General features: G+C 71.9%; 16 protein-coding genes. 13 read left to right on the top strand and 3 right to left on the bottom strand.

The features are described from left to right. Positions 1 to 50: 50 nt before the first annotated feature. Positions 51 to 680, bottom strand: a complete 630-nt coding sequence (locus tag HS109_08045; GenBank protein ID MBE7522323.1) for a LysE family transporter — start codon at positions 678 to 680, stop codon at positions 51 to 53. Between the two features lie 199 nt (positions 681 to 879). On the opposite strand from HS109_08045, the gene HS109_08040 reads away from it, so the two are divergent. The 5 genes from HS109_08040 to HS109_08020 all read left to right on the top strand — a co-directional run bounded on the left by HS109_08040 (position 880) and on the right by HS109_08020 (position 6,080). Beyond that, complete coding sequence (locus HS109_08040) at positions 880 to 1,503, top strand: TetR/AcrR family transcriptional regulator (GenBank protein MBE7522322.1); 624 nt, start codon at positions 880 to 882, stop codon at positions 1,501 to 1,503. A gap of 26 nt (positions 1,504 to 1,529) precedes the next feature. Then, positions 1,530 to 2,465, top strand: coding sequence for an HlyD family efflux transporter periplasmic adaptor subunit (locus tag HS109_08035; GenBank protein ID MBE7522321.1), 936 nt, complete (start codon positions 1,530 to 1,532; stop codon positions 2,463 to 2,465). Beyond that, entirely contained in the window at positions 2,462 to 3,406 is a 945-nt protein-coding gene (locus HS109_08030) for an ABC transporter ATP-binding protein (GenBank protein MBE7522320.1), read from the top strand. The genes HS109_08035 and HS109_08030 overlap by 4 nt, the downstream gene beginning before the upstream one ends. 62 nt (positions 3,407 to 3,468) lie before the next feature. After that, on the top strand, positions 3,469 to 4,569 hold the full coding sequence (locus HS109_08025) for an ABC transporter permease (protein ID MBE7522319.1): 1,101 nt from the start codon (positions 3,469 to 3,471) through the stop codon (positions 4,567 to 4,569). Positions 4,570 to 4,580: 11 nt separating this feature from the next. Next, on the top strand, positions 4,581 to 6,080 hold the full coding sequence (locus HS109_08020; GenBank protein MBE7522318.1) for an efflux transporter outer membrane subunit: 1,500 nt from the start codon (positions 4,581 to 4,583) through the stop codon (positions 6,078 to 6,080). 177 nt (positions 6,081 to 6,257) lie between these two features. Here the strand turns inward: HS109_08020 and HS109_08015 are convergent, their stop codons facing one another. Beyond that, positions 6,258 to 8,399 carry a thioredoxin family protein gene (locus HS109_08015; GenBank protein MBE7522317.1) on the bottom strand — a complete coding sequence of 714 codons (2,142 nt, stop codon included), beginning with the start codon at positions 8,397 to 8,399 and terminating at the stop codon, positions 6,258 to 6,260. A 188-nt stretch (positions 8,400 to 8,587) separates the two neighbouring features. On the opposite strand from HS109_08015, the gene HS109_08010 reads away from it, so the two are divergent. The 4 genes from HS109_08010 to HS109_07995 are packed head-to-tail and all read left to right on the top strand — an operon-like array spanning position 8,588 to position 13,373. Further along, positions 8,588 to 9,157: a TMEM165/GDT1 family protein gene (locus HS109_08010; GenBank protein MBE7522316.1), complete on the top strand. Its 570-nt coding sequence runs from the start codon at positions 8,588 to 8,590 to the stop codon at positions 9,155 to 9,157. Between the two features lie 45 nt (positions 9,158 to 9,202). Further along, positions 9,203 to 11,839 carry a leucine--tRNA ligase gene (locus HS109_08005; GenBank protein MBE7522315.1) on the top strand — a complete coding sequence of 879 codons (2,637 nt, stop codon included), beginning with the start codon at positions 9,203 to 9,205 and terminating at the stop codon, positions 11,837 to 11,839. Then, a complete protein-coding gene (locus HS109_08000) occupies positions 11,836 to 12,336 on the top strand; it encodes a hypothetical protein (protein ID MBE7522314.1) in 501 nt (166 codons plus the stop codon). Before HS109_08005 ends, HS109_08000 begins: the two co-directional genes overlap by 4 nt. Then, on the top strand, positions 12,336 to 13,373 hold the full coding sequence (locus HS109_07995) for a DNA polymerase III subunit delta (GenBank protein ID MBE7522313.1): 1,038 nt from the start codon (positions 12,336 to 12,338) through the stop codon (positions 13,371 to 13,373). Before HS109_08000 ends, HS109_07995 begins: the two co-directional genes overlap by 1 nt. An 808-nt stretch (positions 13,374 to 14,181) precedes the next feature. On the opposite strand, the gene HS109_07990 is transcribed toward HS109_07995, so the two are convergent. Beyond that, positions 14,182 to 15,162, bottom strand: coding sequence for a sugar-binding transcriptional regulator (locus HS109_07990; protein MBE7522312.1), 981 nt, complete (start codon positions 15,160 to 15,162; stop codon positions 14,182 to 14,184). A gap of 56 nt (positions 15,163 to 15,218) precedes the next feature. Here HS109_07990 and HS109_07985 point away from each other — a divergent pair, with 56 nt between their 5' ends. Genes HS109_07985 through HS109_07970 form a run of 4 tightly spaced genes read left to right on the top strand, consistent with a single transcriptional unit; the run spans position 15,219 to position 18,816 of the window. Beyond that, positions 15,219 to 16,553: a homoserine dehydrogenase gene (locus tag HS109_07985; protein ID MBE7522311.1), complete on the top strand. Its 1,335-nt coding sequence runs from the start codon at positions 15,219 to 15,221 to the stop codon at positions 16,551 to 16,553. A gap of 4 nt (positions 16,554 to 16,557) precedes the next feature. Continuing rightward, positions 16,558 to 17,565 carry a thiamine pyrophosphate-dependent dehydrogenase E1 component subunit alpha gene (locus tag HS109_07980; protein ID MBE7522310.1) on the top strand — a complete coding sequence of 336 codons (1,008 nt, stop codon included), beginning with the start codon at positions 16,558 to 16,560 and terminating at the stop codon, positions 17,563 to 17,565. Continuing rightward, entirely contained in the window at positions 17,555 to 18,577 is a 1,023-nt protein-coding gene (locus tag HS109_07975; protein ID MBE7522309.1) for an alpha-ketoacid dehydrogenase subunit beta, read from the top strand. The genes HS109_07980 and HS109_07975 overlap by 11 nt, the downstream gene beginning before the upstream one ends. Next, positions 18,577 to 18,816, top strand: coding sequence for a biotin/lipoyl-binding protein (locus HS109_07970; GenBank protein ID MBE7522308.1), 240 nt, complete (start codon positions 18,577 to 18,579; stop codon positions 18,814 to 18,816). The genes HS109_07975 and HS109_07970 overlap by 1 nt, the downstream gene beginning before the upstream one ends. Positions 18,817 to 18,838: the final 22 nt, after the last annotated feature.

Here is an 18,838-nt window from a genome sequence, read left to right as displayed (position 1 = left end):
TCCGGGGACTTGACTGCGGGGCGCTCGCGGAGGATGGCGAGCGCGCGGCTTCAGGCGCGGCGAAACGCGGCGAGCGCCGCGCCCGCCGCGACGAACAGGCCGCCGAACGTGCGGTTCACCCAGCGCACGTGGTGCGGCTCGCGCAGCAGTCCCAGCACCTTCGCCGCGAGCCCGGTGTAGCCGCTCATCACGACGAGGTCGGTGAAGAAGAGCGTCGCGCCGCAGATCGCGTACTGCGGCAGTTGCGGCAGCGCCGGGTCGATGAACTGCGGCAGCACGGCCAGCATGAACACGATGCCCTTCGGGTTGGTCGCGTTCACGAGGAAGCCGCGCAGCACGAGCCGGCCCGGCGACCCCTGCGAGGCATCGACGTCGCCCGCGTCGCGCACCGGGGAGGCCGGTGCACGCCACTGCATCACGCCGAGGTAGACGAGATACGCGGCGCCCAGCCACTTCACCGCGGCGAAGAGCGTCGTCGATGCCGCGATGATCGCGCCCAACCCCAGCGCCACGATCACGAGCACGAACAGGATGCCGAGCTGCAGGCCCGCGATGTTCCACATCGCGCGGGAGTAGCCGTAGCGCATGCCCGCGGCCATGCACGAGATCGCGCCCGCGCCCGGCGACAGGCTGATGAGCCAGGAGGCGACGAAGAACGCGAGCCAGGTGTCGAGCGGCATCGCGCCATTGTAGCGGCGCCGGGGGGCGTCGAGCCGCGAAGGCGGGTCGCCGGAGGCAACGCGGCGCCGGGGACTTGAAAGTAATTGGCCATTTAATTAACATCGACGCGTGAACGCCACCGTCACCCGACTGACCCCGCCCGCGGCGCGGGCACGCGGACGCCCGGCGCGTTCGGCCGACCGCGACGCGCGCGAAGCGCTGCTCGATGCCGCCGTCGCGCTCTTCGCCGAGCGCGGCGTCGCCGCGACGACCGCCGTCGACATCGCTGCGCGCGCGGGGGTCACGCCTGCGATGATCCACTACTACTTTCGCGGCCGCGAAAGACTGATCGACGCCGTTGTCGAGGAGCGCATTTCGCGCTTCGTGACCCGCGTCTTCGCGCCGCCGGCCGATCCCGCCGCGCCTCCGCTCGCGACGTTGTCCTCGCTCGTCGGGCGCATCTTCGACGCCGCGCGCGCGATGCCGTGGATGCCGCCGATCTGGATCCGCGAGATCGCCGCCGAGGGCGGGGCGCTGCGCGAACGAGCGCTCCGCTGGCCTCCGCCCGCCGCGGTCGCCACGATCGGTGCGATCGGCGACGCGCTCGCCGGCGCCCGTCGCCGGGGCGCGATCGCGCCCGGCATCGAGCCCCGCCTCGTCTTCGTCTCGATCATGGGGCTCACGATGTTCCCGCTCGCGACGCGCGAGGTCTGGCGGCGCCTGCCCGGCGCGGAGCGCGTGACCGCCGACGATCTGGCGCGCCACGCGATCGCGATGCTCGCGACCGGACTCGCGGGGAGCCGGCCACCCCCAAGCAAGCCAGCCCGGAGGTCACGGCGATGAACCTCGGAACGATCCTCAAACCGCCGATGGCGCTCGCCGCGGTGGCGTTCACGCTCGCCGCCTGCGGCGAGCCGCCGCCCGCGGGACGCCAAGGGTACGTCGAAGGCGAGTTCGTCAACGTCGCCTCGCCGATCGCAGGCCGCCTCGACCGGCTCTCCGTGCATCGCGGCGACACCATCGCCGCCGGAGCGCCGCTGTTCGCGCTCGAGGCGCAGAGCGAAGCCGCGGCCGAGCGGCAGGCCGCCGAACAGTTGCGCGCGGCCGAGGCGACCCTCGCCGACCTCCACTCCGGCAAGCGGCCGCAGGAGCTCGACGTGACCCGCGCGCAGCTCGCGCAGGCACGCGCCGAGGAGCGCAAGTCCGCCGTGCGTCTCGCGCGCGACGAAGCACAGTTCGCGATCGGCGGCATCGCGAAGCAGCAGCTCGACGACGGCCGCGCCGCGCACGAGGCGAACCTCGCCCGCGTGAAGCAACTCGAGAGCGAGATCGCGGTGGGCGAGTTGCCCGGCCGCGCCGCGCAGGTGCGGGCTCAGGCCGCGCAGGTCGCGGCGGCGCGAGCCGCGCTCGACCAGGCGAAGTGGCGGCTCGACCAGAAGTCGATCGCCGCGACGCTCGGAGGGCTCGTGCAGGACACGCTCTACCGCGAAGGCGAGTGGGTCGCCGCCGGCAATGCGGTCGTCCGGATGCTGCCGCCCGCCAACGTGAAGGTGCGGTTCTTCGTGCCGCAGACCGAGATCGGCTCGATCGCGCCGGGCCGGCAGGCGGTCGTGCGCTGCGACGGCTGCGCGGCGGAGGTTCCGGTCGTCGTGAGCTTCGTGTCGACCGAGGCCGAGTTCACGCCGCCCGTCATCTACAGCAACGAGACGCGCTCGAAGCTCGTGTTCATGGTCGAGGCGCGGCCGTCGGCCGCCGACGCGCCGAAGCTGCGGCCGGGCCAGCCGGTCTCCGTGCTGCTGCGATGACCGCCGCGGCCGACCCGGTCATCGACGTGCGCGGGCTCGACAAGAGTTTCGGCGCCAAGCACGTGGTCGTCGATCTCGCGCTCAGAGTCGGGCGGGGCGAGATCTTCGGCTTCCTCGGGCCCAACGGCAGCGGCAAGACGACGTCGATCCGACTGATGTGCGGGCTTCTCACGCCGGACGCGGGCAGCGGCACTTGCCTCGGCTACGACATCCGCACGCAGAGCGCAGAGATCAAACGCAACGTCGGCTACATGACGCAGCGGTTCTCGTACTGGGACGACCTCACGATCCGCGAAAACCTGGAGTTCGTCGCGCGCGTCTACGACATGCCCGACCGCAAGGTGGCGGTCGACCGCGCGCTCGACGGACTGTGCCTCGCCACGCGGGCCCACCAGCTCACCGGCGCGCTGTCGGGCGGCTGGAAGCAGCGGCTCGCGCTCGCCGCGTGCATGCTGCACCGGCCGCGGCTCCTCCTCCTCGACGAACCGACGGCCGGCGTCGATCCGAACGCGCGCCGCGAGTTCTGGGAGGAGTTGCACCGGCTCACCGCGCAGGGCATCTCGGTGCTCGTCTCGACCCACTACATGGACGAGGCGGAGCGCTGCCACAAGCTCGCCTACATCGCCTACGGCCGGCTGCTCGCGCAGGGCACCGCCGCCGCGATCGTGGCGAGCCGCGGTCTCGTCACCTACGCCGTCGAAGGCAGCGGTGCGGGCGAACTGGTCGAGAAGCTTCGCGGCGCGGCGGGCATCGAGCAGGTGGCCTCGTTCGGCGCCTCGGTCCACGTCACCGGTCGCGACGCGCAGGCGGTGGAAGCGACGCTCGCGCAGGCGGCCGGCGGAATGCCGTGGCGCTGGACGCGCACCGACACCGGGCTCGAGGATGTCTTCATCCACCTGATGCGCGAGGCGACCGACAACTGGGGCGGAGCGAACCTGTGAGCACCGCGACCGCGCCCTCCGGCACGAACGCACGCTCGTTCTCGCTCGCGCGCTGGTGGAGCATGGTCACGAAGGAGTTCCTGCAGCTCCGGCGGGACCGCGTCACGTTCGGAATGATCATCGGCATCCCGATCATCCAGCTCACGCTGTTCGGCTACGCGATCAACTCGGATCCGAAGCACATGCCGACCGCGGTGATCGCGGGCGAATCGTCCGAGTTCACGCGCTCGGTGATCGAGGGCATGAGGCACTCCGAGTACTTCGCCATCGTCGCCGAGCTTCCCGACGAGGAAGCCGGCCGCCGGGCGCTCGCCCGGGGCGACGCGCAATTCGTGCTCTCGATTCCCGCCGGATTCACGCGAAGCCTCCTGCGCGGCGAACACCCTTCGCTGCTCCTCGAGGCGGACGCGTCCGACCCGACCGCGACCGGCCCGGCGCTCGCGGCGATGGCGCCGATCGCCGACCAGGCGGCGCGACGCGACCTCGTGGGCCCCCATGCGCACCTCCGGCAGGGACCGCCCCCCTTCGACATCCGCGTGCACCGGCTCTACAACCCCGAGTCGATCACCCAGTACAACATCGTGCCGGGGCTCATGGGCGTGATCCTCACGATGACGATGGTGATGATGACCGGGCTCGCGATCACGCGCGAGCGCGAGCGCGGCACGATGGAGAACCTGCTCGCGATGCCCATCTCGCCGCTCGAGGTGATGACCGGCAAGATCGTGCCATACGTGGCGATCGGCCTCGTCCAGGCGGCGATCATCCTCGTCGCCGCGCGCTACGTGTTCGGCGTGCCGTTCGTCGGCGACCTGACGGCGCTCTTCCTGTCCTCGCTCCTGTTCATCGCCGCGAACCTCACCGTCGGCATCACGATGTCGTCGCTCGCCGCCAACCAGCTCCAGGCGATGCAGCTCACCTTCTTCTACTTCCTGCCGAACATCCTGCTGTCCGGGTTCATGTTCCCGTTCCGCGGGATGCCCGAATGGGCGCAGTGGATCGGCTCGGTGCTGCCGCTCACGCACTTCAACCGGCTCGTGCGCGGCATCCTGCTCAAGGGCAACGGCTGGCCCGACCTCTGGCCGTCGCTGTGGCCGATGATGCTCTTCACGCTGATCGTGATGGTCGTGGCGCTGCGGTTCTACCGGCGCACGCTCGACTGACGGAGGTTGCGATGACCCCTTTCGCCCGTAGGTTCGCGAAACGCGCCGCGCCGCTCGCCGCCGCGTGGATCGCCACCGCCTGCACGGTGGGGCCGGACTTCCGCGCGCCCGATCCGCCGACGGCGGGCGTCTACACGGTCGGCGCGAAACCCGGTGCGACGATCGCCGCCGACGGAGTCGCGCAGCGCTTCGTGCCCGCGCGCGATCTCCCCGCCGACTGGTGGAGGCTCTACGCGTCGCCGAAGCTCGACGTGCTGGTGCGCGCCGCGCTCGACGCGAGCCCCACGCTGCCGCAGGCGCGCGCGCGGCTCGCGCAGGCGCAGGAGGACCGCAACGCACGCACGTCGTCGGTCACGCTGCCCGCGATCGACGGATCGCTCGGACTCTCGCGCAACCAGATCGATCCGGCGGCGCTCGGATTCCCCGACGCGCCGAAGACCGGGCCCTTCACGCTCTACAGCGTCGGCGTCTCGGTCTCGTACACGGTCGACGCGTTCGGCGGCGCACGCCGCGAACTGGAATCGCTCGACGCCGTGGTCGAGGCGCGGCGCTACGAACTCGACGCGGCGCAGGTCGCGCTCACCGCGAACGTCGTCACCGCCGCGATCCGCTCGGCCGCGCTGCGCGACCAGATCGCCTCGGCGCGCGCGATCCTCGCGACGCAGACGAGACTCCTCGCGATCGCCGAGGAGCGCCAGGCGCTCGGCGCGGTCTCCGCGGTCGAGGTCGCGAACGAGCGTGTGCTCGTCGCGCAAACGCGCGCGACGATCCCGCCGCTCGAGCGCGACCTCGCGCAGTCGATGCACGCACTCGCCGTCTACACCGGCCGCACGCCGGGCGACGCGGCGCTGCCGGCGATCACGCTCGCCGACCTCACGCTGCCGCAGGACGTTCCGCTCGTCGTGCCCGCCGACCTCGTGCGCCAGCGGCCCGACATCCGCGCGAGCGAGGCGATGCTGCATCGCGCGAGCGCCGCGATCGGCGTCGCCGAGGCGAACCGCTATCCGCGCCTCACGCTGTCGGGCGGCCTCTCGTCGGATCGCACGCGGATCGAGGACGTGCTCGGCCAGGGGGTCAACGTGTGGAACATCGGCATCGCGCTCGTGCAACCGCTCCTGCGCCAGAGCGAGCTGAAGGCGCGCCAGCGCGAGGCGGTCGCCGCCTGGGAGGAGGCGCTCGCGGCATACCGCGCGTCGGTGCTGACTGGCGTCGCGAACGTCGCCGACGCGCTGCGCGCGCTCGAAGAGGACGCGCATGCGCTCGCGGCGCGCAGCGAGCAGGCGCGCGAGGCCGAGCGCGCCTGGGCGATCACGCGCGAGCGCCTCGCGCTGGGCGGCGTGAGCCAGCTCGAGGTCCTCGACGCGGAGCGGGGGCGGCTGCAGGCCGAACTCGAGCGCTCGCAGGCGGCGGCCGCGCGGCTCGCCGACACCGCGGCGCTGTTCCAGGCGATGGGCGGGGGGTGGTGGGGAGAGCGGACCGAGACGACGCCCGTGGCCGGCTCGCGTCCGTGAACCCGGCGGGGTGGCGCACAAAGCAAAGGGCCGGTCGCCCGGCCCTTCGCCTCACCCGCGCGGCGGTGATCGCGCCGCGCCCTTCAAGAGGTTCCGAAGCTTCGACCCGACCGGCGGCGGCAAAGTTCCGTCCGGAGGCGGTCCGGCCCGGTCCCGGTCGGCGCCGGCCGGCGCCGGTCAGAGGGTCGCGAGCGCATCATGCACCACTCGCGACGTGAGGACCTCGGGCAGCAGCAGCGGTTCGCGGCCGGGGCGGTAGAGCACGTAGACCGGCACGCCGTTGCGCCCGAGTGCGGCGAGCGCGCGCGTGATGTCGGGGTCGCGCCGCGTCCAGTCGGCACGCACGAGCGTCACCTGCTTCGCGCCGAACGCGTCGACCACGCCGCGGTCGTTCAGCACGAGGCGCTTGTTCACCTGGCAGGTCACGCACCACGCGGCCGTGAAGTCGACGAAGACCGGGCCGGTCGTGCGCAGCGTCGCGAGCGACGCCGGCGAGAACGGCTGCCACGGTCCGGCGGGCGATGCCGTTGCCCTCGACGCCTCGGACGGCGCGGGTCCGGAAGCCGCGAGCGGCATGCCGATCGCGACCGCACCGATCGCCGCGACGGCGGCGACCCAGCGCCAGGGCTTGCCGCCGCCCATCCTGGCCGCGTGCAGCGCCCACAGCGCGAACGCCACCGCGATCAGCACGAACGCGAGGCGCAGCACCGCGTCGACGTCGAGTTGCACGCCGAGCACCCACGCGAGCCACGCGACCGTCGCGTAGAGCGGGAACGCGAGGACCTGCTTGAAGCGGACCATCCACGCTCCGGGCTTCGGCAGCAGACGGCGCCACGCCGGGAACCACGCGAACAGCACGTAGGGGAGCGCCATGCCGAGCCCGAGCGCGACGAACACGGCGAGTGTCTGGACCGCCGGCTGGCCGAGCGCGAAACCGAGCGCGGCGCCCATGAACGGCGCGGTGCAGGGTGAGGCGATGACCACGGCGAGGATGCCGGTCGAGAACGCGTCGAGCGTGCGGTTCTTCGCGGTCCAGCCGCGCACCGACGCGGGCGCGAACTGGCCGAACTCGTAGACGCCGGAGAGGTTGAGGCCGAGCGCGAAGAACAGCACCGCGAGCAGCGTGACGAAGATCGGCGACTGGAGCTGGAAGCCCCAGCCCAGCTCCTCGCCCGCCGCGCGCAGCGCGAGCAGCAGGAGGGCGAGCGCGATGAAGGTCACGAGCACGCCCGCGCCGTACGCGAGTCCTTCGCGGCGCATCGTGGCCCGCGAATCGTGGTGCTGCGCGAACCCCAGCACCTTGATCGACAGCACCGGCAGCACGCAGGGCATGAGGTTCAGGATGAGACCTCCCCCGAACGCGAACAGCGCGGCGAGCGCGAGCGACATCGTGCTGACCGCGGGCGCGCTCGGCAGCGCCGCCGCGGCGGTGTCGATCGGCTTCGGACCCGCGACCACGCTGCCGGCGAGCGGCACGTCGATCGTCGCGGCCTTTGCGCCGGCGAAACCGTTCGTGCCCGTGACGACGCCCGCGACGCGCGTGAAGCCGGGCACGAGCTGGTAGGCGACCGGCAGCGACAGCACGTGCGCCGCGCCTTCCTTCGTCGCGACCTGCGGGGAGGACGCCTCGATGCGGCCTTCGTCGTTGGGGAAGAAGCGGAGCTGGCCCGGATCGGCGGCGCCTTCGGGCGGAGCGAGCGTGAGCTTGACGCGCTGGCCTTCGCCCTGCGCGGCGACCGTCCAGCCGGCGAGGGGCTTCGGGAGCGCCGCGATCGTCGCTGCGATCGGCGCGCCCCAGCGCGGATGCGCCTCCGCGGCCGTTGCGACCGGCAGCGCGAGCGTGAGGTCCGCGCCCTCGGGGATGCAGGTCTCCTTGCAGACCAGCCAATCGACGCGCGCGGCGATCGCGAGCGTGCTGCCCGGCTTCGCGTTTTCCGGAATGGCCAGCGCGCTCGGCAGGAAGATCTCGCCCTCGTAGCCGTAGTTGACGAGCGGGCCGATCGGCAGCGCGTGCGGTGCGGGCCAGTCGATCTGTCCGGCGGTCACGCCATCCGGGAGCTTCCATTCGATCGTCGTCGGGAGCCCGGTGTCGCCGGGGTTGCGCCAGTAGGTGTGCCAGCCTTCGCGCATGGCGAGGCGCAATGCCACGGTGACCGGCTTCCCCGGAACCCCGGCAGTGGTTGCGGGCACCAGTTCGGCCTCGACGTTCGGAGTCCGGACCGGCTGGGCGAATGCCGCAGTCGCCGTCGCGAGCGCGAGCGCCGCCGCGGCGGCCAGGCGCCGGAGCGGACGGTCCAGGTGTCGTGGTCGCGTCGGCATGTCGAACTGCCCGCGGGATCGGGCCCCGGATAAGAGGGGCGAACCCGCAGCGGGGTTCCGCCATTGTGCCACCCGGGGGGCGGCCGCTCCGCGGGCGCGCCGGAGGAACGGCGGCAAGCGCCTGATAGAATGGAAATTCTTCGCGGATCCGCCACGGTGGCTCCCCGGCCGGTCCGCAAAGCCCCTCCTTGGAAGCCCTCTTCGTATCGTTCGGCGTCGTCGCCCTGGGCGAGATCGGCGACAAGACGCAGCTCCTGTCGCTCGTGCTGGCCGCACGCTACCGGCGGCCATGGCCGATCGTGGCCGGCATCCTCGTCGCGACGCTCGCGAACCACGCGCTCGCCGGATGGGCCGGCAACCTCGTGCGCGCGGCCGTGCCCGCCGACCTGCTCCGCTTCATCCTGGGGCTTTCGTTCTTCGCGGTCGCGCTGTGGGCGCTCAGACCGGACTCGCTCGCCGAGGCGACGGCGAAGCCGCTCGGCCGCTGGGGGGTCTTCGGCGTGACGGTCGTCGCCTTCTTCCTCGCGGAGATGGGCGACAAGACGCAGATCGCGACCGTGATGCTCGCGGCGAAGTACGACGCGCTCGCCGCGGTCGTCGTCGGCACGACGGCGGGCATGATGGCCGCGAACGTTCCGGTCGTGTTCGCCGGCGGATTCGCCGCGGAGCGAATGCCGCTGCGCGCCATCCGCATCGCCGCCGCGGCGGTGTTCGCCGCGCTCGGCGTCTGGACGCTCGTCGCCGGGACGCCCGGGTAAAATCCCGGGGTCAGACACCTGTCTGGCACCCGAAAGTCGCCTTCCATGTCCGACACGCAGAGCTTCGACCCGAAATCGATCGAGTCCGCCGCCCAGGCCGCCTGGCGCGACGCCGACGCCTACCGCGCGCGCGACGACGACACCGGCCGCCCGAAGGGCAAGTTCTACTGCGTGTCGATGCTGCCCTACCCGTCGGGGCGGCTGCACATGGGACACGTGCGCAACTACACGATCAACGACGTGATGGCGCGCCACCTGCGGATGCGCGGCCACAACGTGCTGATGCCGATGGGCTGGGACGCGTTCGGCCTGCCCGCGGAGAACGCGGCGATGAAGAGCGGCCAGCCGCCGGCGAAGTGGACCTACGACAACATCGCCACGATGAAGCGGCAGATGCAGTCGATGGGGCTCGCGATCGACTGGTCGCGCGAGATCGCCGCCTGCGATCCCGCGTACTACCGCTGGAACCAGTGGTTCTTCCTGAAGATGCTCGAGCGCGGCGTCGCCTACCGCAAGACCCAGGTCGTGAACTGGGACCCGGTCGACCAGACGGTGCTCGCGAACGAGCAGGTGATCGACGGGCGCGGCTGGCGCACCGGCGCGCTGGTCGAGAAGCGCGAGATTCCCGGCTACTACCTGAAGATCACCGACTACGCCGAGGAACTCCTCGCCTCGCTCGACCGGATGGACGGCTGGCCCGAGCGCGTGCGCACGATGCAGGCGAACTGGATCGGCCGCAGCGAAGGCGTGCGCTTCGCCTTCCCGCACGCCATCCGCGACGACCGCGGCGGCCTCGTCGGCGACGGCCGGATGTACGTGTTCACGACGCGCGCCGACACGATCATGGGCGTGACCTTCGTCGCGGTCGCACCCGAACACCCGCTCGCATCGGTCGCGGCGGAGCGCTCGCCGCAGGTCCGCGCGTTCGTCGAGAAGGCGCGACGCGGCTCGGTCATCGAGGCCGACCTCGCGACGATGGAGAAGGAAGGCGTGCCGACCGGCCTCCACGTCGAGCATCCGCTCACCGGAGCACAGGTCGAAGTCTGGGTCGGCAACTACGTGCTGATGTCCTACGGCGACGGCGCGGTGATGGGCGTGCCCGCGCACGACGAGCGCGACTTCGCGTTCGCGCGCAAGTACGGCCTCTCCATCCTGCCGGTCGTCGCGGTCGAAGGCGAGAGGTTCGACGACACGCGCTGGCAGCCGTGGTACGAGGACAAGGCGCGCGGGCGCTGCGTCAACTCCGGCAAGTACGACGGCCTCGCGTACGGTCCGGCGGTCGACGCGATCGCCGCCGACCTCGCGTCGAAGGGGCTCGGCGAGAAGAAGGTGACCTTCCGGCTGCGCGACTGGGGCGTCTCGCGCCAGCGCTACTGGGGCACGCCGATCCCGATCATCCACTGCGGCGCCTGCGGCGCGGTGCCGGTGCCGGAGAAGGACCTGCCGGTCGTGCTGCCCGAGGACTGCGTGCCCGACGGCAGCGGCAACCCGCTCGCGAAGCGCCGCGACTTCCTCGACGTGCCCTGCCCGCGCTGCGGCGCGCCCGCGCAACGCGAAACCGACACCCTGGACACCTTCGTCGACTCGTCGTGGTACTACATGCGCTACGCGTGCCCGGACGCGCCGACGATGGTCGACGCGCGCAACGACTACTGGATGCCGATGGACCAGTACATCGGCGGCATCGAGCACGCGATCCTGCACCTCCTCTACGCGCGTTTCTGGACCAAGGTCATGCGCGACATGGGGCTCGTGCGCTTCGACGAACCGTTCACGCGCCTGATGACGCAGGGCATGGTGCTGAACCACTCGTGGTTCACGCGGAGCGACAAGGGCGCGGTCGAATACCATCCGCCGGCGACGGTCACGCCGACGCTCGAGGACGGCCGCATCGTCGGCGGGCGGCTCGCCGACGGCACCGCGGTCGAGTACGGCGGCGTGTCGAAGATGTCGAAGTCCGAGAGGAACGGCGTCGATCCCGAAGACATCATCGGCCGTTACGGCGCCGACACCGCGCGCCATTTCGTGATGTTCGCCTCGCCGCCCGAGGCGACGCTCGAATGGTCGGACGCGGGCGTCGAGGGCAGCTACCGGTTCCTCCGGCGCCTGTGGGGCTACGCGCAGGGTCGCCTCGTCGCGGTGCGCGGTGCGCAGGGCATCGCCGCGGGCGCGGATGCGGGCGAGGCCGCGAAGGCGGCGCGCCGCGAGGTGCACCTCGCGCTGCGGCAGGCGAACTACGACTACGAGCGCGTCCAGTACAACACGGTGGTTTCCGCCGGCTACAAGATGCTGAACGCGCTCGAAGCGCTGGCGCCCGACGCGCCCGGCGCTGCCGCCGTGGTCCGCGAAGGCCTGTCGATCCTGCTGCGCGTCCTCTACCCGGTCGTCCCGCACACCGCGTGGGTGCTGTGGCGGGACCTGGGATACGCGGGCGAGTCGGGTGGCCTGCTCGACGCCCCCTGGCCCGAGGTGGACGAACGCGCGCTCGCCCAGGACGCGATCGAACTCGTGCTGCAGGTCAACGGCAAGCTGCGCGGCAAGCTCGTCGTGCCCTCGACCGCCGACCGTGCCGCGATCGAGTCCGCCGCGCGGGCGTCCGGCGAAGTCGCGAAGCACGCGAACGGCGCGCCGGTGAAGAAGGTCGTCGTCGTGCCCGGCCGGCTCGTGAACGTGGTCACATGACGCCGCTCCCGAAGCGACGCACGCTCGCCGCGCTCGCGGCCGCCGGCTTCGTCGCCGCGTGCGGGTTCCAGTTGCGCGGCAGCGCGAACTTCACCTTCGAGTCGATCTACGTCGGCGCGCCCGCCGGACTGCCGTTCACCCAGGAACTGAAGCGCGCGCTCGCCGGAGCGGGTTCGGCGAAGGTGGTCGACGCCCCGCAGGGCGCTCAGGTGGTGCTGGAGATCCAGAACATCGGCAACGACAAGGCGGTGCTGTCGCTCTCGCCGGGCGGCCGCGCGCGCGAGTTCCTGCTGACGATGCGCGTCGACTTCATGCTGCGCGGCGGCGACGGCGCCGTCTGGCTGCCGCAGGACCAGATCACGATCCGCCGCACCTACCTGTACGACGACACCGAGCGCCTCGCCCGCGAGATCCAGGAACAGCGGCTGATCGGCCAGATGCAGTCGGACGCGATCTCGCAGATCGTGCGCCGCCTGCAAGCCGCGAAGAAGCCCTGATGCAGGTTCGCACGGAAGCGCTCGCCGGCCACCTCGCGAAGACGCTCGCGCCGCTCTACGTCGTCCACGGCGACGAGCCGCTGATCGCGCTGGAGGCCGGCGACGCGATCCGCGCCGCAACGCGGCGCGCCGGCTGCGAGGAGCGCGAGGTCTTCGTCGTCGAGCCGGGATTCCGCTGGGACGCCCTCCTCGCGAACCACGCGAACCTCGGACTCTTCGGGTCGCGCAGGATGATCGACCTGCGCATTCCCACCGGCAAGCCCGGCACCGAAGGCGCGAAGGCGCTCGAGACCTGGGCCGCGAGCCACAATCCCGACGACGTGACGCTCGTGAGCCTGCCCAAGCTCGACAAGGCGGCCCAGGGCTCCGCGTGGTTCACCGCGCTCACGCGCGCGGGCGTCGAGGTTCCGGTGTGGCCGCTCTCCCGCGACGAGTTGCCGCGCTGGATCGGAGCGCGGCTCGCGCGGCAGGGCCAGAAGGCCTCGCCGGACACCCTCGCGTTCCTCGCCGAATCGAGCGAAGGCAACCTGCTCGCCGCGCGCCAGGAGATCGAGAAACTCGCGCTGCTGCTCCCCGAAGGCACGCTCGACCACGACGGCGTCGTCGCCGCGGTCGCCGACGTCGCGCGCTACGACACCGCGGCGCTCTCCGAAGCGTGGCTCGGCGGCGAGGCCGCACGGGCGCTTCGCATCCTCTCGGTGCTGCGCGACGAAGGGACCTCGCCGGTGTTGCCGGTGTGGCAGCTCACCGAGGACGTGCACGCGCTCGCGATCGTTCAGGGCCTCGTCGCGCACGGAACACCGGCGGGCGTCGCCGTGAAGCAGGCGCGCGTCTGGGGCGGTCGCGCGAAGGCGCTCGAGCGCGCCGCAACGCGCATTCCCCGCGAGATCGCCCCTTCGCTCGTCCCCGAGGTCGCGCGCCTCGACGCGCTGTCGAAGGGCCTCGGCCGCGAGGATCCCTGGGACGAACTCGCCGCGGTCGCGCTCGTGCTCTGCGGCCAGCCGGCACGGCCGCTTGCGCGCAGCCCGTCGGCCTGAAGGCCGACCCACCACCGCTCCCCGTGGGTCGGGCTTCAGCCCGACACCGAGGACGCGTCCCGGCGCTCGATGCGCCGCCCCGGGGATCGCCGGCGCGACTGTCCTCTGATTCCTGATCCCTGATCCCAGTTGTCGGCCTGAAGGCCGACCTACAACGGCGGGGCGCGATGTCGCCCTGAAGGCCGACCCACCACCGCTTCCCGTGGGTCGGGCTTCAGCCCGACACCGAGGACGCGTCCCGGCGCTCGATGCGCCGCCCCGGGGATCGCCGGCGCGACTGTCCTCTGATTCCTGATCCCTGATCCCTGTTGTCGGCCTGAAGGCCGACCTACAACGGCGGGGCGCGATGTCGCCCTGAAGGCCGACCCACCACCGCTTCCCGTGGGTCGGGCTTCAGCCCGACACCGAGGACGCGTCCCGGCGCTCGATGCGCCGCCCCGGGGATCGCCGGCGCGACTGTCCTCTGATTCCTGATCCCTGATCCCTGTTGTCGGCCTGAAGGCCGACCTACAACGGCGGGGCGCGATGTCGCCCTGAAGGCCGACCTACGACGGCGGGGCGCGATGTCGCCCTGAAGGCCGACCCACCACCGCTTCCCGTGGGTCGGGCTTCAGCCCGACACCGAGGACGCGTCCCGGCGCTCGATGCGCCGCCGCGGGAATCGCCGGCGCGACTGTCCTCTGATTCCTGATCCCTGATCCCTGTTGTCGGCCTGAAGGCCGACCTACGACGGCGTGATGCGATGTCGGCCTGAAGGCCGACCCACAACCCCTCCCGTAGGTCGGGCATGAGCCCGACAGCCTGGCCTTCAGCCCGACGCCACTCCGCGGGAATCGACGAGCGCGCGCGCGGCGCCCTCGTCGGTGACGAGGATCCGCGCGCCGGTCGCGCGGAGCGCCGCATCGATCACCGCCGCCTTCCGCCGGCCGCCCGCCGCGACGGCGATGCGCGGAACCTTGCGGAGGTCCGCGATCCCGACCGCCACGACGCGCCGATTCACCGGATGGTCGACGACACGACCGCCGGCATCGATGAAATGGCCGAGCACGTCGCCGACCGCTCCGGCGGCGGCGAGCGCACGCAGCGCCGCGCGCGGAAGGAGTCCCTCGCGGAAGAGCGTCGCGTCGGCCGAAAGGTCGCCGACGCTCACGATCGCGAGATCCGCCTTGCGCGCGCGCTCGAGCAGCGCGTTCAATCCGGGCTCCTTCCACAGCGCATCGCGCATCGCGCCCTGCGACACCACCAGCGGCGCGGTGAGCTGGTAGCACTCGGCGCCCAACGCGTCCGCGACACGCCGCGCGACGGCGGAGGGATTCACCGTGTGCGAATGCGTCATGCCGCCCAGCAGCGAGACGACCGACAGCCGCTCGACGGTGCGCTCCCGCAGCGCCGCGAGGCTCGCGTGCAGCGTCCTGCCCCAACCGATACCGAGCGTCATGCCCTCGCGCACCTCGCGCGACAGCCAAGTTCCCGCGGCGTGGCCGACGACGTCCGCGACCGCGCTCTCGCGGGTGGGCGAAGGGGCCACGATGGCGAGTTCGAGCCGGTAGCGCTCGACGAGGCGCCGCTCGAGCGCGAGTCCCGCGGTGTCGCGCGCGTCCAGTTCGACGCGGACGACGCCGCGCTCGCGCGCCGCGGAGAGCAGCCGGATCACCTTGGCGCGCGAGAGCCCGAGCGCGCGCGCGATCTCCGCCTGCGTCAGTTCCTCGACGTAGTAGAGCCACGCCGCGCGCACGCCGAGATCCGCCTGCGCGGAGGAATCGGGAGGATCGGCTTCGCTGCGCCGCACGTTGACACCGGGTCGGGTTGGAGATATGTTCCCCGAACATTACAAATGTCCGGGCCATGACGCAAGCCGCCTCCGCCGACCCCGGTTCGCTCGCCGAAGCGCTCGACGCGCGCGAACGCCAGGGACGCCCCGTGCGCGTCGGCCTGGTCGGCGCCGGCCAGATGGGCACCGACATCCTGGTGCAGACCGGCCTCATGCGCGGCATCGAGGTCGTGGCCGCCGCGGACGCGATCCCGGAGAACGTCGCCACCGCCGCCACCACCGCGAGCGTGCCGCTGCGACCGCTCGAGACCGTGGACGACGCGGCTTCGGCCGCCCGCGCGATCGCCCGCGGCCGGCTCGCCGTGTGCCGCTCGCACCGCGATGTCTGCCTCGCCGAGGGCGTCGATGTCGTCATCGACGCGACCGGCAACCCGAACGTGGGCGCCGAGGTGGCGCTGACGGCGTTCGCCGCGCGCAAGCACATGGTGATGATGAACGTCGAGGCCGACGTCACGATCGGCGCGCTGCTCTCGGCGAAGGCCCGCGAGGCGGGCGTCGTCTACACGCTCGGCGCGGGCGACGAGCCGTCCTCGACGATGGAACTCGTGAACTTCCTGCGCGCGCTGGGCTACCCGATCGTCGCCGCCGGCAAGGGCAAGAACAACGCGTTCCGCGTCGATGCGATGCCCGACCAGTACCGCGAGGAGGCCGCGCGCCGCAACATGAACCCGCGCATGCTGGTCGAGTTCGTCGACGGCAGCAAGACGATGGTCGAGATGGTGGCGCTCGCGAACGCCACCGGCCTGAGGCCCGACATCCCGGGCATGCACGGACCGAACGCGGCGCTCGACACGCTGCACCGGGTGCTCTGCCCGAAGGAGGAAGGCGGCGTGCTCGGCCGCAAGGGCGTGGTCGATTTCACCGTCGCCCCGGGCGTCGCGCCCGGCGTCTTCGCGATCGCGGAGATCCGCCATCCGCGCCTGATGGAGCGCATGAGCGATCTTCGCATCGGCGAGCCGCCCTACGTCACGTTCTACCGCCCCTACCACCTGACGAGCCTCGAGGTTCCGCTCTCCGCGGCCGCGGCCGTGCTGCACGGCCAGAGCCATATGCGCCCGCTTCCGGTGCCCTCGGCCGAGGTCGGCGCCCGCGCGAAGCGCGACCTCGCACCCGGCGAGACGCTCGACGCGATCGGCGAGACCAGCTACCGCGGCTTCGCGTTCGCGCGCGAGGACGCCGAGCGCCTCGGCGCCCTCCCGCTCGGCCTCGCCCAGGGTGCGCGCGTCACGAAGCGGATCGCGAAGGGCGACACCCTCACCTACGCGAACGCTTCGCCGGACGAGCGCCTGCGCATCGTGCAACTGCGCCGCGAACAGGACGCGATGGTGCGCGTGGCGGCCGCGGCCTGATCCGATGCCCAACGACCGTCCCACCGCCCTCCCCGAGCGGCCCGAACTCGCCGCGCTCGACCACGCGACGCTCGCGCTCGCGCTCACCCGCATGCACCTGATCCGCCAGTTCGAGGAGGCGGCGGAACAGAGCTACATGCGCGGCCTCGTCCACGGCACGATGCACCTGTCGATCGGGCAGGAGGCGAGCGCGGTGGGCGCGATCCTTCCGCTTCGTCCCGACGACTACATCCTCTCCACGCACCGCGGTCACGGCCACTGCATCGCGAAGGGCGCGGACGTGGCGCGCATGCTCGCCGAATTCTTCGGCAAGGAAACCGGCTACTGCCGCGGCCGCGGCGGCTCGATGCACATCGCCGACCTCGAGACCGGGAACCTCGGCGCCAACGGCATCGTCGCGGGCGGACTGCCGATCGCCGTGGGTGTCGGCATGAGCATCAGGGCGCAGCGCCAGGACCGCGTGTGCATGGTCTTCTTCGGCGACGGCGCCGCGAACGAGGGCGCGTTCCACGAGTCGCTCAACATGGCGTCGATCTGGACGCTGCCGGTCGTGTTCGTCTGCGAGAACAACCAGTACGGCATGTCGATGGACGTCGCGAAGGCGATGGCGGTGAAGAACGTCGCCGACCGCGCGTCGGCCTACGCGATCCCCGGCGTGACGATCGACGGCAACGACCTCCCCGCGGTCGCCGCGGCGTCCGCCCGGGCGGTCGAGCGCGCGCGCGGCGGCGGCGGCGCCACGCTCCTCGAATGCAGGACCTACCGCTGGCGCGGGCACTCGAAGAGCGATCGCAACCTCTACCGGACGCGCGAGGAGATCGAGGCGTGGCGCGCGCGCGACCCGATCGCGCGCCTCGAAGCCGAGCTCATCGCCCAGCAGCGCTTCGACGACGCCGAGCTCACCGCGATCCGCGCCGCCGCGCAGGCCGAGATCGCCGCAGCGCTCGAATTCGCGAAGTCGAGCCCCGCTCCCGATCCCGCCGAACTCGCGCGCGACGTCTATGCCGCTTGACGAGTCCCCACCGGACACCGCGGTCCGGACGCTCTCGTATGCGGAGGCGATCCGCGAGGCGCTCGCGCAGGCGATGGAGGCCGACCCGCGCGTGTTCCTGTTCGGCGAGGACGTCGGCGTCTACGGCGGCGCCTTCGGCGTGTCCGGCGATCTCTTCCATCGCTTCGGCGCCGAGCGCGTCATCGACACGCCGATCAGCGAGCTCGGCCTCGCCGGCGCGGCGGTGGGCGCGGCGCTCACCGGCATGCGTCCGGTGCTCGAGATCCAGTTCTCGGACTTCGCGACGCTCGCGATGGAGCAACTCGTCAACCAGGCCGCGAAGATCCGCTTCATGTTCGGCGGCAAGGCGAGCGTGCCGATGGTCGTGCGCCTGCCCGCGGGATCGGGCACCGGTGCAGCGGCGCAGCACAGCCAGAGCCTCGAGGCCTGGTTCGCGCACGTCCCCGGGCTCAAGGTCGTGCAGCCGTCGACGCCCCACGACGCCAAGGGCCTCCTGCTCGCCGCCATCGACGATCCCAATCCGGTGCTGGTGTTCGAGCACAAGCTGCTGTACCGGACCAAGGGCGACGTGCCCGCGGCCCCGTACCGGGTGGCGATCGGCGCGGCGGCCGTGCGGCGCGAGGGACGCGACGTGACGATCGTCGGCTCGTCGATCATGGCGCTGCGCGCCGCCGCCGCGGCCGAGAGGCTGGCGCAGGAAGGCATCGATGCGGAGGTCATCGATCTCCGCTCGCTCCGCCCGCTCGACACGAGGACGATCCTCGCGAGCGTCGCGAAGACGCGCCGTCTCGCGATCGTCTACGAGGGCGTGAAGACGATGGGCATCGGCGCCGAGATCGCCGCATGCGTCGCCGGCCACGACGTGGTGCGCCGGCTCGAGGCGCCGATCCTGCGGCTCGGCGGCGCGGAAACCCCGATTCCCTACAATCCGGTGCTCGAGAAGGCCGCGGTTCCGCAGGAGGCGGACATCGTGACCGCCGTGCGCACGCTGGTGAAGGAAGGGAGGGCCTGATGGCGGCGGTCGAGGTGATCCTTCCGAAGGTGGACATGGACATGGAATCGGGCACGATCGCGAAGTGGCTGGTCGAAGAGGGCCAGCGGGTCCGCGAAGGCGATATCCTGTTCGAGATGGAGACCGGCAAGTCGGTGATGGAGGTCGAGGCGCCGGCTTCGGGCATCATCCGGAACCTCGCTCCGGTCGACGGGCGCGAGTTGCCGGTCGGCACGCAGGTGGCCTTCATCGATCCCTGACCGGGGTCACGAGGCCGTCACA

The organism is Burkholderiales bacterium (genome assembly GCA_015075645.1).
Classification (GTDB): Bacteria; Pseudomonadota; Gammaproteobacteria; order Burkholderiales; family Casimicrobiaceae; genus VBCG01.
Note: the sequence above shows the minus strand (reverse complement) of the source record. Positions and strands in the feature narration are given on the sequence as shown.

Coding starts and splice junctions, on each gene's coding strand:
- HS109_08025 (MBE7522319.1), top strand. CDS start 3,469: ATGGTCACGAAGGAGTTCCTGCAGCTCCGGCGGGACCGCGTCACGTTC.
- HS109_08000 (MBE7522314.1), top strand. CDS start 11,836: ATGACGCCGCTCCCGAAGCGACGCACGCTCGCCGCGCTCGCGGCCGCC.
- HS109_07995 (MBE7522313.1), top strand. CDS start 12,336: ATGCAGGTTCGCACGGAAGCGCTCGCCGGCCACCTCGCGAAGACGCTC.
- HS109_08045 (MBE7522323.1), bottom strand. CDS start 680: ATGCCGCTCGACACCTGGCTCGCGTTCTTCGTCGCCTCCTGGCTCATC.
- HS109_07970 (MBE7522308.1), top strand. CDS start 18,577: ATGGCGGCGGTCGAGGTGATCCTTCCGAAGGTGGACATGGACATGGAA.
- HS109_07975 (MBE7522309.1), top strand. CDS start 17,555: ATGCCGCTTGACGAGTCCCCACCGGACACCGCGGTCCGGACGCTCTCG.
- HS109_08035 (MBE7522321.1), top strand. CDS start 1,530: ATGGCGCTCGCCGCGGTGGCGTTCACGCTCGCCGCCTGCGGCGAGCCG.
- HS109_08005 (MBE7522315.1), top strand. CDS start 9,203: ATGTCCGACACGCAGAGCTTCGACCCGAAATCGATCGAGTCCGCCGCC.
- HS109_08020 (MBE7522318.1), top strand. CDS start 4,581: ATGACCCCTTTCGCCCGTAGGTTCGCGAAACGCGCCGCGCCGCTCGCC.
- HS109_08015 (MBE7522317.1), bottom strand. CDS start 8,399: ATGCCGACGCGACCACGACACCTGGACCGTCCGCTCCGGCGCCTGGCC.
- HS109_08030 (MBE7522320.1), top strand. CDS start 2,462: ATGACCGCCGCGGCCGACCCGGTCATCGACGTGCGCGGGCTCGACAAG.
- HS109_07985 (MBE7522311.1), top strand. CDS start 15,219: ATGACGCAAGCCGCCTCCGCCGACCCCGGTTCGCTCGCCGAAGCGCTC.
- HS109_07980 (MBE7522310.1), top strand. CDS start 16,558: ATGCCCAACGACCGTCCCACCGCCCTCCCCGAGCGGCCCGAACTCGCC.